General features: G+C 36.6%; 20 protein-coding genes. 7 read left to right on the plus strand and 13 right to left on the minus strand.

Annotated features, from left to right (window positions below):
* Window positions 1-82 precede the first annotated feature (82 nt).
* The 7 genes from PR761_RS07290 to PR761_RS07320 form a co-directional block, all read right to left on the minus strand.
* Complete coding sequence (locus PR761_RS07290) at window positions 83-1,549, minus strand: basic amino acid/polyamine antiporter (RefSeq protein ID WP_112836262.1); 1,467 nt, start codon at window positions 1,547-1,549, stop codon at window positions 83-85.
* Window positions 1,550-2,264: 715 nt separating this feature from the next.
* On the minus strand, window positions 2,265-3,047 hold the full coding sequence (locus PR761_RS07295; protein ID WP_112836260.1) for a sulfite exporter TauE/SafE family protein: 783 nt from the start codon (window positions 3,045-3,047) through the stop codon (window positions 2,265-2,267).
* A gap of 2 nt (window positions 3,048-3,049) precedes the next feature.
* On the minus strand, window positions 3,050-3,892 hold the full coding sequence (locus tag PR761_RS07300; RefSeq protein ID WP_115164016.1) for a MurR/RpiR family transcriptional regulator: 843 nt from the start codon (window positions 3,890-3,892) through the stop codon (window positions 3,050-3,052).
* Between the two features lie 15 nt (window positions 3,893-3,907).
* A complete protein-coding gene (locus tag PR761_RS07305) occupies window positions 3,908-5,272 on the minus strand; it encodes a PTS transporter subunit EIIC (RefSeq protein WP_006815672.1) in 1,365 nt (454 codons plus the stop codon).
* A 52-nt stretch (window positions 5,273-5,324) separates the two neighbouring features.
* The gene (gene murQ / locus PR761_RS07310; RefSeq protein ID WP_006815673.1) at window positions 5,325-6,245 is read right to left on the minus strand and encodes an N-acetylmuramic acid 6-phosphate etherase; all 921 of its coding nucleotides are present in this window, start codon (window positions 6,243-6,245) and stop codon (window positions 5,325-5,327) included.
* Between the two features lie 169 nt (window positions 6,246-6,414).
* On the minus strand, window positions 6,415-7,107 hold the full coding sequence (locus PR761_RS07315; protein ID WP_039855571.1) for a carbohydrate-binding family 9-like protein: 693 nt from the start codon (window positions 7,105-7,107) through the stop codon (window positions 6,415-6,417).
* Between the two features lie 204 nt (window positions 7,108-7,311).
* Complete coding sequence (locus PR761_RS07320; RefSeq protein WP_112837530.1) at window positions 7,312-8,223, minus strand: LysR family transcriptional regulator; 912 nt, start codon at window positions 8,221-8,223, stop codon at window positions 7,312-7,314.
* A gap of 103 nt (window positions 8,224-8,326) precedes the next feature.
* Between PR761_RS07320 and PR761_RS07325 the strand changes: the two genes are divergently transcribed.
* The 7 genes from PR761_RS07325 (at window position 8,327) to PR761_RS07355 (ending at window position 15,271) form a co-directional block, all read left to right on the plus strand.
* A complete protein-coding gene (locus PR761_RS07325; RefSeq protein ID WP_039855572.1) occupies window positions 8,327-8,926 on the plus strand; it encodes an FMN-dependent NADH-azoreductase in 600 nt (199 codons plus the stop codon).
* Window positions 8,927-9,446: 520 nt separating this feature from the next.
* Complete coding sequence (locus tag PR761_RS07330; protein WP_006815678.1) at window positions 9,447-9,746, plus strand: helix-turn-helix domain-containing protein; 300 nt, start codon at window positions 9,447-9,449, stop codon at window positions 9,744-9,746.
* Between the two features lie 93 nt (window positions 9,747-9,839).
* Window positions 9,840-10,418 (plus strand): fimbrial protein, encoded by a 579-nt coding sequence (locus PR761_RS07335; protein WP_154611256.1) that lies wholly within the window; start codon window positions 9,840-9,842, stop codon window positions 10,416-10,418.
* A 59-nt stretch (window positions 10,419-10,477) separates the two neighbouring features.
* Window positions 10,478-11,188 carry a fimbria/pilus periplasmic chaperone gene (locus tag PR761_RS07340; protein ID WP_006815680.1) on the plus strand — a complete coding sequence of 237 codons (711 nt, stop codon included), beginning with the start codon at window positions 10,478-10,480 and terminating at the stop codon, window positions 11,186-11,188.
* A 121-nt stretch (window positions 11,189-11,309) separates the two neighbouring features.
* Entirely contained in the window at window positions 11,310-13,856 is a 2,547-nt protein-coding gene (locus tag PR761_RS07345; protein ID WP_230083628.1) for a fimbria/pilus outer membrane usher protein, read from the plus strand.
* Window positions 13,857-13,909: 53 nt separating this feature from the next.
* On the plus strand, window positions 13,910-14,431 hold the full coding sequence (locus PR761_RS07350; RefSeq protein ID WP_112836252.1) for a hypothetical protein: 522 nt from the start codon (window positions 13,910-13,912) through the stop codon (window positions 14,429-14,431).
* Window positions 14,432-14,461: 30 nt separating this feature from the next.
* Window positions 14,462-15,271 carry a hypothetical protein gene (locus PR761_RS07355; RefSeq protein WP_154611255.1) on the plus strand — a complete coding sequence of 270 codons (810 nt, stop codon included), beginning with the start codon at window positions 14,462-14,464 and terminating at the stop codon, window positions 15,269-15,271.
* 167 nt (window positions 15,272-15,438) lie between these two features.
* Here PR761_RS07355 and PR761_RS07360 read toward each other — a convergent pair whose 3' ends face one another.
* The 6 genes from PR761_RS07360 to PR761_RS07385 all read right to left on the minus strand — a co-directional run bounded on the left by PR761_RS07360 (window position 15,439) and on the right by PR761_RS07385 (window position 21,063).
* On the minus strand, window positions 15,439-15,780 hold the full coding sequence (locus tag PR761_RS07360) for a helix-turn-helix domain-containing protein (protein ID WP_006815684.1): 342 nt from the start codon (window positions 15,778-15,780) through the stop codon (window positions 15,439-15,441).
* 71 nt (window positions 15,781-15,851) lie between these two features.
* Window positions 15,852-16,535: a fimbria/pilus chaperone family protein gene (locus PR761_RS07365; RefSeq protein ID WP_006815685.1), complete on the minus strand. Its 684-nt coding sequence runs from the start codon at window positions 16,533-16,535 to the stop codon at window positions 15,852-15,854.
* A gap of 33 nt (window positions 16,536-16,568) precedes the next feature.
* Window positions 16,569-18,995, minus strand: a complete 2,427-nt coding sequence (locus tag PR761_RS07370; protein ID WP_115164012.1) for a fimbria/pilus outer membrane usher protein — start codon at window positions 18,993-18,995, stop codon at window positions 16,569-16,571.
* Between the two features lie 39 nt (window positions 18,996-19,034).
* On the minus strand, window positions 19,035-19,688 hold the full coding sequence (locus PR761_RS07375) for a hypothetical protein (protein ID WP_006815687.1): 654 nt from the start codon (window positions 19,686-19,688) through the stop codon (window positions 19,035-19,037).
* Window positions 19,689-19,720: 32 nt separating this feature from the next.
* Entirely contained in the window at window positions 19,721-20,380 is a 660-nt protein-coding gene (locus PR761_RS07380; RefSeq protein ID WP_039855575.1) for a hypothetical protein, read from the minus strand.
* Window positions 20,381-20,436: 56 nt separating this feature from the next.
* Window positions 20,437-21,063 (minus strand): hypothetical protein, encoded by a 627-nt coding sequence (locus PR761_RS07385; protein WP_006815689.1) that lies wholly within the window; start codon window positions 21,061-21,063, stop codon window positions 20,437-20,439.
* Window positions 21,064-21,642: the final 579 nt, after the last annotated feature.

Consider the following 21,642-nt stretch of genomic DNA (forward strand, 5'->3'; position numbering starts at 1 on the left):
AAAAATTGACAATCATAAATTGATACCCATTCCTTAATGAATGAGGTAGGAAAATAAATCATAAGCTTATTTATAGGGTTAATTAAAAATTAACAATACCATTCATAAAAAGAATAATAATCAATATATCGAGCATAATTAAAAAAATAAAAATATTTAATTCCACTCGAGTGAAAATAGGTTTATCTTTAAAATGTTTCACTCTTGACCAAATAAACAAAGGTAATCCGACTGTTAATAATATTGGTACCATCGTAAGGTATTTCACTTCACTGGCATAAAACATTAATAAACAAAATGAAATTCCTATCACACTGGTCACTAATGCAATTGTGGAGTTTTTATTTGTATATTTACTGTATTCACCCGTGATACAAAGCTTAAATAAATAGGCGGTTGACATTAAATATGCAGGTAAAACTGTTAGGGCAGAAATTGCTAACATCGCTAGCCATGCATGATTAGAAAAATAGACTAGGAAAATAACCACCTGCATAAATCCACTGCTCACCCATAGTGAAACTGATGCAGAGCCATTTTTATTCTTCTGAGAAAACTTTTTCGGGAAAGTACCATCTTGTGCTGCAACCATAGGTATCTCAGCGCAAATCATCGTCCAAGCTAACCAGCTCGTTAATACTGAGACTAGAACGCCAATATTAATTAACCATTCACCCCAATCCCCTGTTAATGATTTTAATATTCCCGCAGTCGATGGTGTAGCGATCTCACTCAGAGTGCTTTGACTAAAGATACCAAAAGGTAATATTGAAACCAAAATACAGATAAATAGCGAGATAACGAAGCCTATAAAAGTAGCTTTACCAACATCTTTTTTATTTTTGGCTCTACCGGATAATGCAACAGCACCTTCAACACCAATAAACGACCAAAGAGCAACATCCAATGGAGAGAATATTTGGCTCGAAATAGAACCTAATTTTTGATGTGAAAACTCGGGGCTATGCCCCCAAATATTTTTGGTTAACTCATTATAATTTAAAAAATAAGCTACCGTAAAAACAAAGACAATTAGAGGTATCATTTTCGCAAATGTACCTAATATATTCACGACGCCTGCAACACGAGTTCCGGATAGGACAAGAAAATTAAACCCCCAAACCAAAATAGATGCACCAATAACGGATGGGATATTATTTCCACCGCTAAAATCACCAGGAATAAAATAATTTAGGGTATCCATAACCATAATAGCAAAGGCAACATTACTAAAAATGGTCATAAGCCAATATCCCCAAGCCACAATGAAAGCAATAAAAGGTCCGAATCCCTCTCTTGCATACATATAGATACCAGCCTGTAAATCAGGGCGAATATTGGATAACACAATAAATACACGGGAAATAAAAAACATCCCAAACCCACAAATTAGCCAAGCAATGACCACTGGACCTACAGCTGAATTTTCAGCCATATTTTGTGGTAGCCCATCGACACCACTACCAATCATTGAGCTAACAACAATGGCAACCAAGGCTATTAATCCAATCTTTTGATTTTCATTCTTCTTTGATATTTTCACAGACATAAAAAACTCCCAAAATAAGAATGAAGAATCAAAAAATATTAATCAGTTTTTTAATTCTGGATCATATTTAGGGTAAAGACAATAGAAGCCAAGTTAGTGGTTATTTTAATTGACATGTAAAAAAAACATTAATCGTATAATGGAACCATTAAATTTAATATATTACAAACATTTACAAAGCAGTCACATTTAAAGCATCAAAAATAGATGGTAATATAATCCAAATCAATTCAAATTTAGACTAATATTTAAGGATTATATATTGACATTAATATTTTTTAATATTTTTAATTACAAATTAACTTCCATCAATATTAAATAATATAAAAAAACAAAAAATATCAATTCTTTACTGATAGGTATTTAGATATACATTCAGCAACATATATTACCAAGTAATTAAAAAGTATCAATAAAAAGACAAAATGCAACCATTATGAAAAAACATTAAATTAAATTTAACTTGGTTATCACATGTATTTTATACAATTATATTTTCATATAAAAATAGGATATTCAGTCAATTAAGAGCTGAAACTATTGATAAGATCAAATGAAGCTAAAATGATAAATATCTGTTGGAATGACATACATAGAAAAGAGTAAAAAAACATGCTTAACCATTTTTTACATTGCATAAAAAGAGTAATGAGTTAATCACAAGTATCATATAAATAGATAAAAGCCCCCTCAACAACACCAAGAGGGGCTATTTTTACGGCATTATTACTTTCCATGTCATCATCACGGCACTACACAAAATCAGTAATAATGTCATGTATTGGAAAGTGCGCTCAGATAACTTCACTAACAGATATTTAGCTAAAGGCATCACCAATAACGCACCTGCACATAAGATTAGTGCCAGTTTTAAATCAGTGTAGCCATCTTGTGCATAGGCCAATGCTGAAGATCCTGATAAAACAGTCGTGACAATGATGGATGTCCCAATAGCCTGCTTAATGTTTAAATTCATATAACGCAGTAACATCGGCAATACCACGACTCCACCCCCAACACCTGTCGCCCCTAACACAATCCCTGCCATCACCGCAGGAAATGCCATCGCCCGAAGTTGATTTTCTTTCATCGCTAATTTTTTGAGTGGATTAAGAAAAAACATCCGTTGGATAAACAGATACAGAGAAAAAATAATCGCCGTAGCAACCAGTAAATTAATTCCCCACTCAACCTGTTGTGTATATTCCGGGATACTTCCCAGCCAAGTCACAAATAGGCTCGATAAAAAGGTACTTGGTAGCATAATGGCCAGCACAATCAATGCGCCTTTCATTGGGATATTACCCAACCGAAAGTGCATATATGACGAAGATATTTTCATCAACATCGATAAAAAGTTTGCAGTTGCTACTGCGGCTAAGGCATTAAGCCCAAAAAAGTAAGTGAGTATGGGTAAAACAATCACACCACCGCCTACCCCTGTGGTGCTAATAATTAAGCCAATCAATGCGCCGATGGCTAATTCAGTGACAATCATAGTTATCCTGCCTGTGTCACGGCTTGTCGACCTTTTTGTAAGGCGATATCCGTATCTTCATTGGCGAGTGTTAAATACTTAAAAAATAGCGTGTCGAAAATCACCATCTGTAACACTTGCGGCGTAATCACCCCTAGCTGGGTATGCTGCTCATCATAGTAATAAGGCAAGATTAAATCTGCGATACGTGCCGATTCGTCTTGCCCGAAGCGGGTTAAGGCAACCGTGGTGCAACCACTTTCCTGTGCCGATTTCAGCATCCGATTAATTTCAGGGGTATTGCCTCTGGCAGTAACCGCGATCGCCAAATCACCGTCATTTAAATTGGCAGAATAGCTAAGTTGTACGTGTAAATCCGTGCTAAATAAAACCGGTTTATTAACACGAATGAGCTTATGAAAAATATCATTGGCGACAATTGCCGAAGAACCGATCCCAAACACCACAATACGCTTTGCTTCTACCAGTTTTTGAGCAATGGTGTCCACAGCAACAGGCTCGAGTAATTCCAATGATTTTTCAATAGCAGAAATAAACATTTGCCCTGATTTCGCGATAATTTGAGCCGTACCATCATTACGGCTCAAATTGCCATACAGCGTTTCAGCTTTATGCTGTTTTTCATCAGATAAGTAATCTACTTTGAATTCAGGATAGCCACGGTAGCCCATCTGGCGAGCGAAGCGAATGACTGAAGCGCTGCTGACGCCTGCGGCTTGAGCAAGTTCAGCGGCATTCATCGCGACAAGACTGTCACGACATTCAAGCAAAAACTTGGCGATACGCTGCTCAGTCCCTTTGCCTCTCGTCAATAAACTTTCCAATTTTACCGTCAGAGCTGACATGGCTATTCCTTCTTATTATTTTTCTGGATCGTTGAAGCCTATTATCATACTGGCAATGAAACCGACAATCCATGCGCCTGCAACCGCAATCAGAAAATCAAGTATTTGCCCATCTCCAACCAATGGAATTAATGATAATCCCGCAGTACCAAATGGAATAATAATGCCCACATGGAAGAATGCCATTAGCGCTCCACCCGCAGCCCCACCAATACATCCAGCAATAAATGGCTTACCGAGAGGTAATGAAACGCCAAATAATAATGGCTCCCCCACCCCAAAGATACCAACGGGTAATGCACCCACTAATGTTTTCTTCAAGCGTGGATTTTTAGTTTTTAAGAATACCCAGAAACAGGAACCGACTTGCCCCATACCGCCCATCGCTAAGATTGGAAATAAATAGTTCAAACCAAAAGTTTGTAAAATTTCAGCATGGATTGGGATCAAACCTTGATGTAAGCCAGTCAAAAGTAAGAATAAGAAACTTCCGCCTAATATTCCCCCAGTTGCCACTGCACCCCCACCACTGTTAAGCAGTGCGACAGAGACACCTTGCGCTAACACTTGGTTTAGGTAATGCCCTGCCGGTTGGAAGACCACTAATGCAACCATCGCTGACACTAAAATAGTCACAAATGGCGTCACAATGAGATCCAAGCTTTCTTTAATGATACTTCTAAACCACACCTCAAATTTAGACGAAAATACAACCACCATCAGAACCGCAAATATGCCGCCGCTGTTTGGCTGAAGTTTTTCACCGAATAGCGTGATATCCGCCAATCCCGGCATTGCCAGTAATCCTGCCATCACGGCGCCAATTGACGTGGATGCGCCTAACTCTTTCGCCGTATTCACACCAATCATGATGGATAAATACGTAAAGACCGCGCTACCAATCAGTTTTAATAATTTAAATAATTCAGGGAATTGCTCCACTACACCCGGCGCCACAAGGCGAACAATATTAATCATTCCCATGATGAGACCACACCCTATCAATGCGGGGATCGTGGGAACAAAGATAGCCGCGAGAGTGTTGAGCATACGACGAATCGAAAACGGTTTTTTCTCCGGTAGAGATTCTGCATTATTCTCACTGGCAAGACCTTGGCCTTGCATTCGCTTATTCATCACTGAAAAAACTTTTGCCGCGGTTCCCATACCCACAATCACTTGCTGTTGTTCACCATTGAAAACGACACCTTTTACGCCTTCAATTTGCTTCAAGGCTTCTGAATTAAACTTACTATTATCTTTTAAAACCAAACGAATACGAGTCATGCAATGGGTTAGTGTTGCGATGTTATCGAATCCACCCGCATATTTTTCTATTTCTTTTGCGAGTACGTCCAGATGTTCTATTTTATTGGCCATAGTATTTCCCCGGTGTTGACTGAGTCATGACGCTGTTTATGTTATTTTTAGGCTATTTACCGTGGGTATTTAGCATCGAATCCAAACTGGTATTGGGGTTTCGCTGAACAATTTCTGTCGCTTGTTGGGCACTAATATTGAGTTCATGCATTAAAATTGCGCGGCGAGGATGGTAATCAACCTGTGTTAATAGCGCCGCCGCCGTTGGCATATCAATCCCACAAACTTCGCCAACAATACGTTCTGCACGGCGCAGTAACTTGATATTACTCGCCACCACATCAACCATTAAGTTGGTATGTATTCGCCCTAAACGCCCCATCACACAAGTACTCAGCATGCCTAATATCATTTTCTGTGCCGTGCCACTTTTCATTCTCGTTGAGCCAGAAAGCACTTCAGCTCCTACATCTGGTGCAATCGCATATTGGGCTAAATCACTGAGTAAGCCATGTCCCCGCGTAGTGATTGCCACCGTTAATGCACCAATTTTGTTACCATATTCGATCGCAGCTAAGGTAAACGGTGTTCTCCCACTGGCGGCAATGCCAATAATTACATCTTTTTCTGTCGCGCCACGTTGTTGTAGCTCGTGAATAGAGGCTTCAGTTGAATCTTCAATATTTTCAACCGCTTTTAGCATGGCTGAATGTCCACCAGCGATAATCGATTGCACCATATCGGGCGATGTTCCAAAGGTTGGAGGGCATTCTGCACTATCCAGAACAGCGAGTCGTCCGCTAGTACCCGCGCCGACATAAAATATTCTTCCTCCTTGCTTTAAACGTTCGGCAATCACATCAACAACCTGAGCCAGCTCCGGCAGTACCGATTGCAGTGAAGTTGCAACAGTCCTATCTGCCTGGTTAATCACTGTCAACATGGACAATGTATCTAAACGAGAAAACTGTAACGTGTCCTGATTAAGTTCGTTTTGTAAACAATTACTGAGCGTATTTTCGATGACTGTCATCAACTCACCCCTGCTTGAAATAATATTTCATTAAAAATTACTATTTATGAATTTTAATTTCAACCTTAATCATAATAAGTTGTTCACCTGTGACGATTTACGTGACTGGTTTCACAACAACGATGTAAAAGAGAGTGAAAAACCGGTGGATTACACCACCGGATGAAATTTATTTGACGAGTTTGCAGCTACCAAAAGCGGAAGGAATATGAAAATCAGGTTTCACGGAATCTGGCTTAATCCAGCTAATCCATTTGCGTACCTGCTTAGGTTCGCCAGCACTAAATTCACCGCGAAGAATGGCACACATTAATGTTTTCTGATCCGTGTCTTGCCACAAACCCAGCTGAGTCAATTCATTAAGGTCAATTTTACCCGTTAAAATATAACCTTCAGGGGTAATTTTTCCTACCGTCTTCAAGGTTTCCCAGTTCCAACTTGGGTCAACCTCACGATAGAAATTAGCTTTTGCATCGAATGTGCGCCCTTGCGGATCCATTTCTGCGGTGTAATAAGGTTTTAGTTCAGGACTAGTGGCAAAGAATAATTCCACACGATCTGAATCTAATACAGCCTGATCTTTATCAGGATTATCCCCCAGTTGAATGTCGTTATCATCCACGATAAAACGAAAATAAAGGGCATCATCATTCCAGAGTGCACGAAAATCTGTTTTTGGTGGCGTCTCTTTTTCCCATGGATAAATAAAATCAGTTAGCACTTCTGCCTGTTCCCAACTCGCTGATTTTTGGGCATCCTCCAAGGATTTAATCTGCTGTGTATGGTGTATTTGGTACTCTTTTGCTGCAACACTGGCTGTGACTAACATCGCCATTGTCGCGAGTAAAGTTGCTAATTTCATACCTTGCCTCACTTTATCGATTTTATAATGTGTTGATCGCTGAATGATGTGTTGTTTATAGCTGAAGAGTTGCACCTGATTAAGAAATTAAATTTCATATCATATATCGAATATAGAATTAAAATTTCACACCATGCAAGATCTGTTCAAATAAAAACCATCACTCTGTGAGGAGGCTCACTGTTTATGATGATGAAAAAAATATCATCCAGACATCAAAATCAAGGGTAATTTTTCACGAATAGTATCGATAACGACTCTGATCTTTAAAGGTAAAAAAGGCGTTGTGAGCCAAACGACTGAAATAGGATAACTCGCACTTTGGTACTCAGATAAAACTGTTTTTAATGATCCTGATTGAATGTGCGTTTGCACTAACCATTGTGGCAAATATGCAATTCCTCCCCCTTGCAACACTGCAGACATAATCGCTTGCATATCATCCATCATAAATTTACTGGTAGGTAAATACAGATATTCCTGCTGGTGGTCATCATAAAGTTGCCAAGGTAAAACTTGCCCTACCTGTGTATAAGCAATGAGTTGATGAGAATTTAATTCAGAGATTTTTTGCGGAATTCCATTTTTAGTGAGGTAGCCCGGAGAAGCACAAAGGATCATTTTATGATGACCAACTTCATGGGCAATTAATTGATTTGAATCCGGAAGTTTTCCCACTCGTACAGCAATATGAATCCCTTCTTGCTGTAAATCCATCTTTCGGTCATTCAATAACGTTTCAATTTCTAGCTTAGGATAAAGGTTCATTAACTCAATCAGTAGCGGGATAACATATAAGTTTCCCAATAATCGAGGCGCAGTGATGCAGACTTTCCCCTCTACATGACGTTTACCACTTTCTAAGAAATTTGAAGCTTCTTGTAGTGAATTTAATGCCTTACTCGCATATTCATAAAGCACCATTCCATCATCCGTTAATACTTGCTGACGAGTCGTACGCTGAAACAGTGCAACACCTAGGCTATTTTCCAAACGTGAAATACTTTTGCTCACAGCCGAACGCGTTACATGTAGCAACTCAGATGCTGCGGTAAAATTTCCGCTTTCAACTACAGCAATGAAGATAGGTAAGCAGTTTAGATCTAATTTGTTCATATTGGTGCTCAAATGGAAACAATATAGGGAAATAATATCACTCATTGTCAACTTATCAAGCCAGATATACTGGCTACATCTTAAATTGATAAGGAAGAATTCCATGAAAATTTTAGTCATCAAATCCAGTATTAACGGTGCTCAATCACAAACAAATACCTTAATTCAACAATATATTGATGAACGTAAAGCCCAAGGCTACCAAGACTGTATTATCGAGCATGATGTAGCAGAAAACCCATTACCCGTTCTGAATCAAGCCCGTTTTGCGGCCTTAAGAGGTGCAGAAATAAGTAATCATGATTTAAAAAATACATCTGAGCTTTCTGACCAACTCATTGCAGAACTCAAAGAGAGTGATTTACTGATCCTTGGCGCACCCATGTATAACCTCAATGTACCCACCGAATTAAAAAATTGGTTTGATTTGGTGGTGAGAGCGAGAGAAACTTTCCGCTATACAGCAACATACCCTTTAGGCTTAGTTGAAAATGTTAAAGCTCTAGTATTTAGCGCCCGAGGTGGGATCCACTATGGGCAAGAAACCGATGCAATTACACCTTATTTGAAATCTGTTTTAGGATTAATGGGCATTGATAACGTGCAATTTATCTATGCAGAAGGACTGGATATGAAACCCGAAGGCTATGAGGCTGGACTTGCTAAAGCTCAACAACAATTAATGTATCTCATTCATCATTAAACATTATAATAAAATAAATCCTCACTCTAAATTATTTAATCGGTGGGGATTTTATTTTCATTAAATGATCTATAAATATTCAATCACAATTGACATCAACCAACTAACTAATTGTATTTATTGATATTTACAGGATTTCATCATTAAAAAAATAGGATGTATTTTAATATCCCTAAACCAAAATACTCTTATGATGAGTAAATAAAAGCGTAAAATGAAAATAAATATTATATATTGTATCATTTTATTTCATTTAGGGATCAGTAAATAGATTTCATTTATTAATCTGGTTCATTACCCAATAATTATTTTCTTTCACCATCAAAATAACTCATAAAAAGAGTAAAATAATCCCCCATATTATAGATATTTTATTTCAAGTTAATGTAACATTATATTTCATCACATTTAGAGTATTTACATCATTATTTAACCTATCTACAATTCGCCTCGCTTTGAAATCACTCAATTATACAAACCTTATTTAACCAATTTAGGTAATTAACTAATTATCAATATAATGAAACTAAACGAAAAAATAGGAAACTTTATTAGGAATGCAAGGGTAAGCAAAGGATTATCTGAAAAGGAATTAGCATCTTTAATATCAGTCAGCCAACAACAGATATCAAGATATGAAAGAGGAATATCAACATTAAGCATTGAAAATATTTTAATACTTTTAAATGCGCTAAATATTCCTTTTGATGAATTTAGTAACAAGATAATAAAACCAGAACAAAATAGGCTTTTCTATTTACTTATTGATGAGTTAGAAACTGACGGTGTAATTCATGTAGGCAATCTCAAAAATATATAAATGTATTTTTCGGAGTGCATGCGTCATTTTTAATGCAGGTACCAAAAAAGCAATCAAATCTCTTTTAAATTTTATCTAATGGAAGTTAATATAATGAAACTTAAGTTAATCGCTATCGCATTACCTATTTCTTTCGCTTTATCTGCAAATGTATTTGCAGATAGTGAGGCAGTCATTCCAGAGGAATTAGCCCCTGTAACGGTTGGTGGTGGTATTGTTACTTTTGCAGGTACCATTGTGAATACCCCTTGCGTTATTGATAATGATGACGCTTCACAAACTGTGAATTTAGGTCAATACCGCCAAGATGCCTTTACTGGAAAATCTTCTGTTTCATCACCTGTTGGTTTTGATATTAAGTTAACGGGCTGTGCAACTGAAACATTCAAAAATGTCGCTCTGACCTTTACTGGTATTACTGTCCCTGACGAAGAGAAAATCCTTGCACCTGTCGCGTCTCAAAGTGGACAAACAACTGCAACTGGCGTGGGTATCCAAATTTTACAGAACAGTAAATTAGTCAATGTTGATGGTTTAAAAGCAACGGATGTTATTAAGCTGAATGAAGGTGATAGTACATTACGCTTCCAAGCGCAATACATCGCATTAGCGGATAAAGTCACTGCGGGTTCAGCTAATGCATCTGCCGACTTCACTATCACTTATCAGTAATACTTCCGTCTTAGCACCCGTGTCATAGCGGGTGCGCATCATTTATTTCCGGAGTTTTTATGTTTTCATTACCTAAAACAAGTCATTTTTATAAATGGCTGGTTTCGCTATTCTATTTTGGTCTCTCTTCTTTTTGTTTTGCTGGTGGAATTACACTTGATAGTACCCGAATTATTTATCCTCAAGAAAGTAAACAAATTACCACTAGCATTCGTAATACCTCAGATAAATCAGCATTTTTAATTCAAACATGGATTGAAGATGCAAACGGAAATAAAATAAATGACTTCATTTCCACTCCGCCATTATTTACTAGTGCACCAAGGAATGAAAACCACATACGCCTAGTTTATGCAGGTGAAAAATTACCTACAGATAAAGAATCCTTATTCTATTTTAATGTAAAAGCAATTCCTTCTATTGATCGAAATGAGCTGGCCGATAAAAATGCATTAATTCTCGCAGCTGTAACCCGAGTTAAACTTTTCGCCAGACCTAAAGGATTAAAAATCACATCTAAAGAAGCGGTTGACTTAATTCGATTTAGTAAGATTGATAATAAAAAAATTAAAATATCTAATCCATCACCTTACTATATGACGTTAACTGACCTTCGCTCAGGAAATCATGAATTACCATCAACCATGATTGCACCATTTAGTCATATTGATGTTAATGCACCAGCAGGATTTGATGCCAGTAAACTGACATTTAGCTCAATCAATGATTTTGGTGGAATCACATCACCAAAACCAGCCATTTTCAATTAAGAGCCAATTTATTTTATTTCAAATGGAAATAAGGTTTTCTATGTTCGTTTCACTCAAAAAAAACAAAAAAATCATGAATAACCATTTGAGACCCTCATGCTTATTTATCTGCCTTTTTATAATGCAAAATACTTATGCTCAAGATGGAGCTAATTACTATTTCCCGCCCTCGTTGATATCTATCGATTCAGAGCATATTGCTGATTTAAGCACTTTTGAAAGCCAAGGCTCACAATTACCAGGAACCTATGATGTTGATGTTTCATTGAATGGCAATCTCAAGTACAGAAGAAATATTACCTTTGTCAAAGCCCAAGATTGCCAAAAACAAGATAGCCAGTTGCCCAAGTTCGCAGCAGACCAAACAGGATTAGTTCCCGTGTTAACTAAGCATGATCTGGCTGAGCTTGGGGTCAATATCGATAGCGTTTCATTGCTACAGTCTAACAACCCTCAATGTATTCCTCTGGCACAATTGATCCCTAATGCGAGTACGGAATTTGATTTTCCGAAAATGAAATTAGAAATCAGTATTCCACAGATTGCGTTAAATAATTTAGCCAAAGATGAAATCCCGACTAACCAATGGGATGACGGTATTAATGCGTTATTTACCAGTTATACATTAGGTATCACTGATAACCAATATCAGCACGATTTCAGTAAAAATATCTACTTGAATCTAAGAAATGGCGTCAATTTAGGGAGCTGGAGATACCGTGATAACCGCACATGGACCAGCTATAAAAGCAAACACAATCAAGAAAATCACTGGCAATACCTCAACAGCTATGTCGAACGCGGAATCATTCCTTGGCGAAGCCGTTTAGTCATAGGGGATAGTTCTACCAATAACACCGTCTTCGATTCACTGACTTTTCGTGGGGTGCAATTAAGAACTGATGAAACGATGTATCCTTCAAGTCAACAAGGGTTTTCGCCGATTATCCGCGGAGTGGCAAACAGTAATGCGACCATTGAAATTCGCCAAAACGATTATTTAATCTACCAAGCAAACATTGCACCTGGAGAATTTGCTATTACCGACTTAAACGCAATGAGCTCAAGCGGTGACTTGCAAGTCAGTATTATTGAAGCGAGTGGTGATATTCAATCATTTATCGTGCCTTATGCTTCTGTTCCTGTGTTATTACGAGACGGTAGAATGAGTTATAGCCTGACCGCAGGTGAATTTCGCTCCGACAACGACCAGTATGATACAACCCAATTTGGAGAAACCACGATCATCTGGGGTGCTTCTTCATTAACTACGCTCTATGGCGGAGTTCAATATGCCAAAAATTATCTGTCTGGTGCATTCGGTACAGGTTTTAACTTTGGTGCATGGGGCGCATTTTCAGCAGATATCACACATGCAAATAGCCAATTAACGGATGGAAGCCGCTATCAAGGGCAATCATTGCGATTTCTATATGCACGAGCATTCCCTGAAACCGGTACTAATCTTCAACTCACGGGATATCGATATTCAACCCGAGGCTACTATACCCTACAAGAAACATCGCTAAATCGGATGTCCGGTTGGCTATCACAGAATGAAACCCTTGGCACTGACGGGGAGCTGAAAACCAACAATACCGACTATTTTAATCTTTACGATAATAAGCGTGAGAAAATACAGACCAATATCTCACAAAAGATAACTGGCGTTGGTTCCATTTATTTAACTGGGGTCAGACAAAGTTTTTGGGAACGAAATGGCAGTTCTGTTTCCATACAATCAGGGTTGAGCAGCCAAATTGGCGATATTAATTACACGCTTTCATATGGGTTAAATAAAAATATTGATCAATACGACGTTAAAACGACTGATAGGAATATTTTCTTAACAGTGTCCCTACCCTTGCAAAAATGGTTACCTCAAGGAGCACCTCCAATGTATGCCTCTTATAGCGCTAATCACGATAACCAAGGAGAGTTAATCCAGCAGACCAGTTTAAGTGGGAGCTTGCTAGCTCAACAAAATCTTAATTGGAACGTCGCTCAAGGTTATTCCTCAAGTAATGGGAATGATGGAAATCTTAATTTGGCCTACCAAGGTGGTTATGGAAATACACAAGTCGGTTATAGCTACGGTAAGGACTACCGCAAAATATCAACGGGTATTTCTGGAGGGGTGACCTTACATTCTGATGGTGTCATCTTTAGCCAACCTCTTGGCGAAACCAATATTCTAGTTTCTGCACCGGGTGCAAGCGATATTCCCGTAGAACATACTAGCGGTGTTAAAACCGACTGGTTCGGTTACACCGTCAAACCATACGCTACCCCGTATCGTTTAAACCGCATTGCATTAGATAGCAGTGAGTTAGATGAACAAACGGAAATTGAAAATAGCGTTCTTACGACTGTGCCCACTCGTGGCGCTATCGTCAAAGCAAACTTTGTGACTCGCCAAGGTGCTCGTGCACTGGTTCACATTGTCAAAAATGGCAAAAATCTGCCTTTCGGTACCTTAGTTTCAATTGGGCACCAAACCGCAATTGTGAATGATGATGGTCAGGTTTATTTATCTGGGCTCGAAACCTCTGGCAAGTTAAACGCTAAATGGGGACATGATGATGAGAATCAGTGCCAAGCGACCTACTCTCTACCTGAGAATGCAGATCTGCAATCATTCATTCGATTCGATGTTAATTGCCAATAACCATTGGTTCATAAAAAAATATTTTAAATATTCGTTCAAATAAAAGGCTTAATATGAATTTAATTACCAATAAACTCTTTAATTTAATTTTGGCAGTCACCTTTGTTGGTGGCGCAAATATCAATTTAGCCATCGCTGAAAGTGCAAGTGCGTTAGTTAAAATAAAAGCGACTGTTTTGGCAGGCTGCTCACTTGATGCACCCGATACCGTTTCTTTAAATGATATTCCGAGTTCTGCATTTAATGGAAAATTAACTGGGGAAGACCTAACGGCTTACTCTAAAACCTTTAATTTAACCGCCACATGTTCTGGAACCGATAAATATAAGTATACCTTTCAAATCAAAGAGGCTGATGCATCCTGTATTAAAACTGATGCTGACTTTATGCGCTACTGCTTAAAATTCAATGATGATTATCTTGATTTATCATCGACTACCGCAACGTTGGAAAGGGATAACACCAAAGATGGGAATGTGACAACAATCACCGTCGTTCCGCAGGTGGCTTCCACCTCAAGTAATCCCGTTGGTGATGTTAATGGACAGATTACGGTCACTATCGAGCCGATGTAAATTGCGAATTAACCAGTAAGGTCAAAAATATTGCGCCAGTTATTTATTTTTATTATTTCGTTATTCCCGATATCTGTTTATGCGGAGACGACATTTATTCTAAAAGAAACTAAAGATGAATATATTGAAGATATTCAAGCTCAAGGGAGAAATAACTCACTCTCGTTTATGGTAGATTACAGTAATCCCAATGGTACATCAGGTCCATTACGAACATCATGTTGGTCAAGCATTGAGGAAATGAAAAATGCTTTTTATAGTGAAGGATTGGGAACCTATGAAGAGACCTTTAATGATGGAAAAATTAAGCTTAATGGAAGTGCTAGCGTAAAAAATTTCTTTGGTGGTGATAATTCAATTAGTGGAATTGCATATATAAACAGCCTGTCAGGATTTGACAATGAAACATGGATTTGTTACTGTACTATAGTAACAAACTCCGCTAGCCAAGTCCTATTTAGACCTACAAGTGTCACCTATACCATTATTAAATTACATGCTTCGAGTATAGCATTTCCTCATATCAGCGCACCTGCAATTGTTGATTTGAAATCCTGCTCACCCAATGACAATCTGGAAGCCATTATTCCATTGACTGTGGGCTTTGTGGGATATATGGGGCAAAGTAAAAGAATGGAGTTAACGGTAAAATCTAATGATCTACCTGATAGTTTTAGTATTTACCTCGATAACCAAAATATTCTTAATACCTCCCCCCAAACTATTCAAATGCCAATGGGACAAAAAGAGAGACAAATTGAAACTCGTTTGCAAGGGCTATGCCCAAATAAAGCAGGGGAATATGTTTGGAATGCCGAGTACATTACCACCATTCAATAGCACTGATTGAATCTCCTCATCACCTTTAATTATCCATTGCTAATAATTAACAAAAATCCGCCTAATTGGCGGATTACTTACTCAAGTTAATAACGAAAAAATAACATCATAAAAAATTAAATTTTTGAAGTTTATTGATGGAATACAATAATAAACCATAATTGTGGCTAGTTTTGTTTTTCAAAGTATTTTTCAATATCTTTATGTGTATCATTTAACTTGATATCTATAGGATATTCTCTTTTATCATTTTTTATGATGAATTTCATTTCATTAAAAAAATCACTAAAATCAAAATCCAATATAGCTAAAGAAATCAAAAGGGTATCAATTGATATTCGACATTTCCCACATTCATATCGAGAATAATGTTGCTGTGAAACCCCAAGTTGCTTAGCAATTTTAGCACCTGAAAAACCTTTCATTTTTCTAATTCGTCTTAACTCCCTTCCAGCTATGGAAGAATAAAAATTATCGCCAAAATGGCCATCTTCATCTGAATTCTTCATTTTATAAAAACCTATATATAAAAATTAAATAAAAAAATTTGACTATTAACATTATTAACATGAAAAGTTAATTAGTTATGTGTTACTTTTATTACTTCATCATTTTTAGTTTTAAACCCATAACGACTCAAAGGTGAAATAACTAATTCTTGAACACGTCCCTTAACATCAATCACCTTACTTTCATTTGGTCTTAAATAAAACTGTTCAATTGAATAAGCCTCATTGTTAGGTAAAGCGGTTACCGATGGAGATAATCGAATAACTTGGTCACCGGTATTTTTTAATATGAGTTGGTTATTGCTTTGATTAACCGTCATATTTTTCCATGACGTTTGGCTTAGTAACATATTTGCAGGTGTAATTAACATCGCAATATCTTGCCTAATCGGCATTTTGGCAGAATTCTGTTTAGCGACTCCTACACCTTGAAAAGAGACTCTAAGAATTTCTTCTTGTTTTAATTCCAAACCTTTTTTTAAGACAAAATTAATTTGCTGGCTTTCATTGGGTTCAATACGAATAATGGGTGGTGACACCATAATATCTTTAGCCATTGATTTTGAACCATCAAGATCTGAGACTTTAGTTGATAATAAGATTGGCTCTTGTGATGTATTTTTAACACTAAATACTTTTCGCTCCTCGCCCGCATCTAAAATAATAGTCATAGTTTCAAGTTGAAAACTCGCCTTTACAGAAAAACTCATTAATAAAAATAAAAACAAAAAATGTGTATATCCTAATTTTTTCATTACAACCTCAAAATTGTATTTAATATAATAAAATTAATGACAGAGAGCATCTGCCTCTTCATAAAGTGACTCAGCGGAGAATTCTTTCGGTACTGTATATTTAATGATGCAATCATTAGAATTAGGTGAACGTAAAATAATATCATTTCCGATTTGTTCATTACTTAATAGCAAATTACCTTCTCCCATAATAACACCCATATAATCACCTTTCTCATTTAACACGCTGGCACCAAAAGGAACAGCATCGCCATTCTCCATTTTAATACTCAATAATAACTGTCTCATTTTGGTTGAATTAATACGTTTAGTAATCACTGACCCCCTTGCGGCGGCAACATCAAATGATGTGGTATCTAAACGCACATTCAGTGGTAATTTTTCAGTATTCAGCTGCACTGTCGATTTTTGGTTCATCGGTAAAGATGAAATTGCCGCTGTCCCAAAATGGTTCGTTATGGTTGTTCCACTTCCTAATGTATTGACTCTAACCCCCGGCTCACCCGGAATATAAACAATACCAAAAGTGTCACCTAACGGTACTGATGATGTCGCCAATAAGCCATCGGAATAAGCTAAACCTCCTGAAGCCGCGACCATCACTGAACGTGTATTATTCTGTGACATCGAACCACTGACAGAAATATTGCTATAAGCATTCGTGTTATTGATACTTCCATTTAAAACACTCGTATTATCGTTACGACCAGCACCCACTGAATATCTTAAATTATCACTCACTTGCTGATTAAAATTCGCCATTACCATGGTTTTATCTTGACCATGCTGGCTTTGCATGCTGATATTCTTTTTCTTACCTAATGGCATCGATGCATTAATAAAAAAACGGCTATCTTGGTCATCACCCGTTTGATAGTTCACCGTTAAAGAAATATCTGCTATTTTTCTGCCATAACTCGCAGAGTAAAAAATGGTATCTGATTTATTTCCATAAAAATGGGTATGGTTAATATTCCCACTAAAACGCCCCCATTTAATATCGCCCCAACTGGCAAACAGTGATGAGGATGTTTGTATTTCACCGCTATACCACCCATTCCATTTTTCTTGCGTATCTTGGGTAAAATCATTTTTTAATAGCGAACTATCCAATGTAGGAAACTGGTTAGTACGGTACAAAACAGAAGCCCCAACCGAGACTTTGTCAAAATTAATATTGGTATTAAAATCAATTTGCTCTCCACGTTTCTCACTGTTTCGAGCGCTTTGTATACCGACCCCAGTAGAAACAGGCGTTAACACATTAAAATATGAACTCATACGCCCACTGACAGCTTGGAATTTATCTGAATAAAGAGCACCTGCTGCGTAGTTTGAGTCACCATATTGATGACTGAGCTCTGCACTGGTCACCATCGGTTTTTCAGTTTGTTGATTATCTCGGCTACGGTACCGCCCAGAAACCAACGAATAAGATGTTGATGATGAAGCTTGGCTCAATTGGTTTGCAGTCACTACCTGAAATTTCTGCTGCTCACCATTATCCTGTATCACCGTGACATCTAAGGGGCTTCCGATAACAACGTTATTAATTCTATTTAGTTCAAAAGCACCGGCTGATACCATCGTTCGGTATAACAATCGACCATTTTGCTGTATTTCAACGGTTGATGGAGAACTCGCAAATCCCGTTACTGGCACCACTAAAGCATTGGCTGATTGCAAAGAGCTATCCGAATAGATTTGAATACCATCAATCGGAGTTCCCCCAAAAAAAACACCTTGAGCATTTAGCTGACCTATATCTAGTTTCGATTGAAGAGGTTCAATACTCTTTGACAAAACCGTTTCATTAAATTGGTATTGTGATTTTGATTCACCAGCAGACATACTGCTATTATTTCTTAATATCCAATTTTTCCAATTGATCCCTGTTTCAAACTCACCTTGGGTAAATTGCTGTCCATAATTGCCACTAATATACATCCCATATAATTGATAGTTACTTAAGAGGCCGAATCCACCATAGGTTAATTCATTTCCTTGTAATTTAGGATCTAAGTGAGTTTCAGCTATCACCATATCAATCTTATATGAATTCGGATGTAGCGTTATTTTCCCTTCTGGATAAATCCGCTGAAATGTATTGCATCCTTCACTTAAATTCACTTTTTTGAGTTTGAATTTATTCATTAATTCACTAGTAAGACAAAGCTCTCCGGTGTCATTAATTTCAACATTTTCAGTATATTCATTGCTGCCATTTAATTTTATTGTGACATCGTGACGCCCAGGTAGAAACTGATTACCCTTCATAAAAAATTCAGCGACCTCAGCCCCATATCCAAGTGACTTCAATGAATCTATATCAAAGTTAATCGAAGCAGGTGAAGTATTCTCTTTACTTTTTATTCCTTCTGACGCTACAGAACTATTAGCATGTATCACAGCAAAAAATAGAAATGACTGACAATAATAAAATTTATTTTTCTTATTCATTATTGTTTTTATTTCCAAGGTAAATAACAAAAAATAAAACTATATTCCAAATGAAAATATAATATCTACGCTTCCATCTAATTCAGTAGCTTCAATAATAGGACCATTTGTTTCTTTCAGACTGTTTAGTATTGGTTTAACAGCAATGTTTACTGAAAAAAATCGTCCACTCGATAAGGTTTGTCCATTCGTTAGCCATCCATATCTCTTATTTTTTAGTACCGAAATACGTTGCACATTTTTAGATAATGCTGAACTCTCTATCAATCCAAGTTCAGCAGATTGGCTATCTACCTTAGCTTGATCGAGAATTAATTGATAATTACCTAATAACCCTTGATTATTAACACGACCTAATCCAAAGTAACTTTCATTTCCTATTAATGAAGTATCACTTCGATTATCAGAAAATTGTACAAGCAACTGCGTTGGTACATTGCATGAGACTTGCCATGTTTTTACTATTTCAGGAATATCTGTTTTTTTAATAAAATCAAATTGACGAGCATGCAACTGATTAAATTGATATTGTCCACCATCTGGAGTAATTATCTCACATGTAGGAGGTGATTCGATAACATCAACGAGACTTCTATCTTGAAATGTACGCGAATACATCGACCCACTAAAAACTAAACTACAAAAAATAAAGTAAATTATTTTTTTAGTTATTGCTACAGTAGATAAACGCATACATCCCTCAATCAATAACTATGTTCAAAAAATCAAATACCGAAGTTAAAAGCTAGCACAACCTCTGCCTGATAATTAACTTTAGAAGATAAATCAATACCATCCGTATTAAATTGATTAATAGAGCTTAGATAACCACCAGCCGCAGTAAAATTAGCTGAAAATATTTTCCCCGCAGTTAGCCTGTTGGCAAATACCGTTGAATCTTTAGTTGCCCAACCATTTAAGATATTTTTCCTGACAACCGTATTGTTTGCCGTTACTCCATCTCTGGCAATAAATGCTGGCTTTGAGTCAATAGTAACATCTGATGTACTAAACAGAACTAAACCTACTGATTTGTTCGAATTATCCGATAAAACCATATTAAAATAGTCAGGACTCACAAATGCTGGCCACGGTGTATTCATATATGTATCGACTGCTCTATATGTTAAATAGGTTTCTGCGTCACATGAAACCGTGACATTTTTACTGACATTAGATTTCAATGAAATATATGAAGTTTGATTCAAATCTTTTGGAGATATATCTGCAAGCTCAAAGATAACATCAGACTGTTTATTACCATTAACTAAACAGGTTGGTTGCTTAATATCACCAGTAATTTTTATATTTGCAGAGGTATTTGCCATTATCCATGGCGATACAAATATCGATGATAATATTAGTAATTTTATTTTTTGAATCATTATAATCATCCATAATGAATAGATATAAAATTATACCTATTCATTTCACATTTATATTAAAGAGAGAACGCGAATGCTAACGTTGCATAACCATCTAAATGAGCATCACCTGAACTGGTTTTTAGTGCAGCACTGAGAGTTGGTCTAACATCCAAATCTGCAGTAAATACTTGTCCAGCTTTTAAAGTACTCGCCGCTGTTGCCCAAGCTAATTTTTTAGTCTTATCTGCAAACATAGTAGTTCCATAGGTTGCTCCATTGGAAATACCAACACTTTGAGCTGTACTTGTTGAATCTTGTTTTACCGTCGCATTTTTCATATTAATCGTATAAAAACCGACTTTTTTATCTGTATCAAATAAACCTAATCCGAAGTTATAAATACTCTCGGTTAATACAGAGCTGGCACGATTATCTGTTGAGGTGAATGTTAAATACGTTGCAGCATCACAAATAACTTCAATGCTATTTGTTTTTGGCTCAAGAGCTAAGTTACCTGACACAGGGAACATTCCCGGAGAGACATCGAAAACATATTCAATATCAACAGAGTTTTGACCCTTAATAGTACAAGTTGGAGGCGTGATTGTTCCCGTGACTTTCAAATTAGCTACCGGTGCAGCCGCTAATGCCGCACCTGATAAAGAAACTAAAGATAGTGCAATTACTGTTTTCTTGAACATGGATTAAACCCTATATAATAAAAATAATATTTAAACAAACAAAACCCTCCTATTAAAATATTTAATAAGAAAATGAGTTAATTACTCAGTAATAAATTGTTTGTTTTTAATATCGATTAAATGCCAATAAATTTTATCGGACCAATTAATTCGATGAGGCTATTATAAGCATGTATTTTTATAATTTAAATCAGTCCAATTTATATGGTTATTAAAAATAACAAATCATGACAAATTGTTTCATTTTATTTCACTATAGAAAACAATAAAATAAGTACAACTTTGATTTCACAGCCACGTAATTAATATATATTAAACCAAACTATTCGCAAAATGAGCTAAAAATTAGATTTTTATATCGAAAATACTCTTAACTTGCGTATAGTGGTGGTTATTTACAATTTCACACCACTATGGAGTTTAATCGGTGATTATTATATTTACATAAAAAAAGACTTAAATAAAATTTTCTGTAGATATTATAAAGTTAAATAAAAGAAAAACTATCCAAAACCAACATACATAGACAGTATCTATACAAAACTCACACAATTTAGTTATATAATACCTAGATTAACA

The sequence above is a fragment of the Providencia sp. PROV210 genome, from assembly GCF_028479445.1.
In the GTDB taxonomy this organism is placed as follows: Bacteria; Pseudomonadota; Gammaproteobacteria; order Enterobacterales; family Enterobacteriaceae; genus Providencia; species Providencia rustigianii.

Excerpts from the sequence above, each read along its gene's own strand:
- PR761_RS07290 (WP_112836262.1), bottom strand. The coding sequence starts at position 1,549 with ATGTCTGTGAAAATATCAAAGAAGAATGAAAATCAAAAGATTGGATTA.
- PR761_RS07295 (WP_112836260.1), bottom strand. The coding sequence starts at position 3,047 with ATGATTGTCACTGAATTAGCCATCGGCGCATTGATTGGCTTAATTATT.
- PR761_RS07300 (WP_115164016.1), bottom strand. The coding sequence starts at position 3,892 with ATGTCAGCTCTGACGGTAAAATTGGAAAGTTTATTGACGAGAGGCAAA.
- PR761_RS07305 (WP_006815672.1), bottom strand. The coding sequence starts at position 5,272 with ATGGCCAATAAAATAGAACATCTGGACGTACTCGCAAAAGAAATAGAA.
- murQ (WP_006815673.1), bottom strand. The coding sequence starts at position 6,245 with ATGACAGTCATCGAAAATACGCTCAGTAATTGTTTACAAAACGAACTT.
- PR761_RS07315 (WP_039855571.1), bottom strand. The coding sequence starts at position 7,107 with ATGAAATTAGCAACTTTACTCGCGACAATGGCGATGTTAGTCACAGCC.
- PR761_RS07320 (WP_112837530.1), bottom strand. The coding sequence starts at position 8,223 with ATGAACAAATTAGATCTAAACTGCTTACCTATCTTCATTGCTGTAGTT.
- PR761_RS07325 (WP_039855572.1), top strand. The coding sequence starts at position 8,327 with ATGAAAATTTTAGTCATCAAATCCAGTATTAACGGTGCTCAATCACAA.
- PR761_RS07330 (WP_006815678.1), top strand. The coding sequence starts at position 9,447 with ATGAAACTAAACGAAAAAATAGGAAACTTTATTAGGAATGCAAGGGTA.
- PR761_RS07335 (WP_154611256.1), top strand. The coding sequence starts at position 9,840 with ATGAAACTTAAGTTAATCGCTATCGCATTACCTATTTCTTTCGCTTTA.
- PR761_RS07340 (WP_006815680.1), top strand. The coding sequence starts at position 10,478 with ATGTTTTCATTACCTAAAACAAGTCATTTTTATAAATGGCTGGTTTCG.
- PR761_RS07345 (WP_230083628.1), top strand. The coding sequence starts at position 11,310 with ATGCAAAATACTTATGCTCAAGATGGAGCTAATTACTATTTCCCGCCC.
- PR761_RS07350 (WP_112836252.1), top strand. The coding sequence starts at position 13,910 with ATGAATTTAATTACCAATAAACTCTTTAATTTAATTTTGGCAGTCACC.
- PR761_RS07360 (WP_006815684.1), bottom strand. The coding sequence starts at position 15,780 with ATGAAGAATTCAGATGAAGATGGCCATTTTGGCGATAATTTTTATTCT.
- PR761_RS07365 (WP_006815685.1), bottom strand. The coding sequence starts at position 16,535 with ATGAAAAAATTAGGATATACACATTTTTTGTTTTTATTTTTATTAATG.
- PR761_RS07370 (WP_115164012.1), bottom strand. The coding sequence starts at position 18,995 with ATGAATAAGAAAAATAAATTTTATTATTGTCAGTCATTTCTATTTTTT.
- PR761_RS07375 (WP_006815687.1), bottom strand. The coding sequence starts at position 19,688 with ATGCGTTTATCTACTGTAGCAATAACTAAAAAAATAATTTACTTTATT.
- PR761_RS07380 (WP_039855575.1), bottom strand. The coding sequence starts at position 20,380 with ATGATTCAAAAAATAAAATTACTAATATTATCATCGATATTTGTATCG.
- PR761_RS07385 (WP_006815689.1), bottom strand. The coding sequence starts at position 21,063 with ATGTTCAAGAAAACAGTAATTGCACTATCTTTAGTTTCTTTATCAGGT.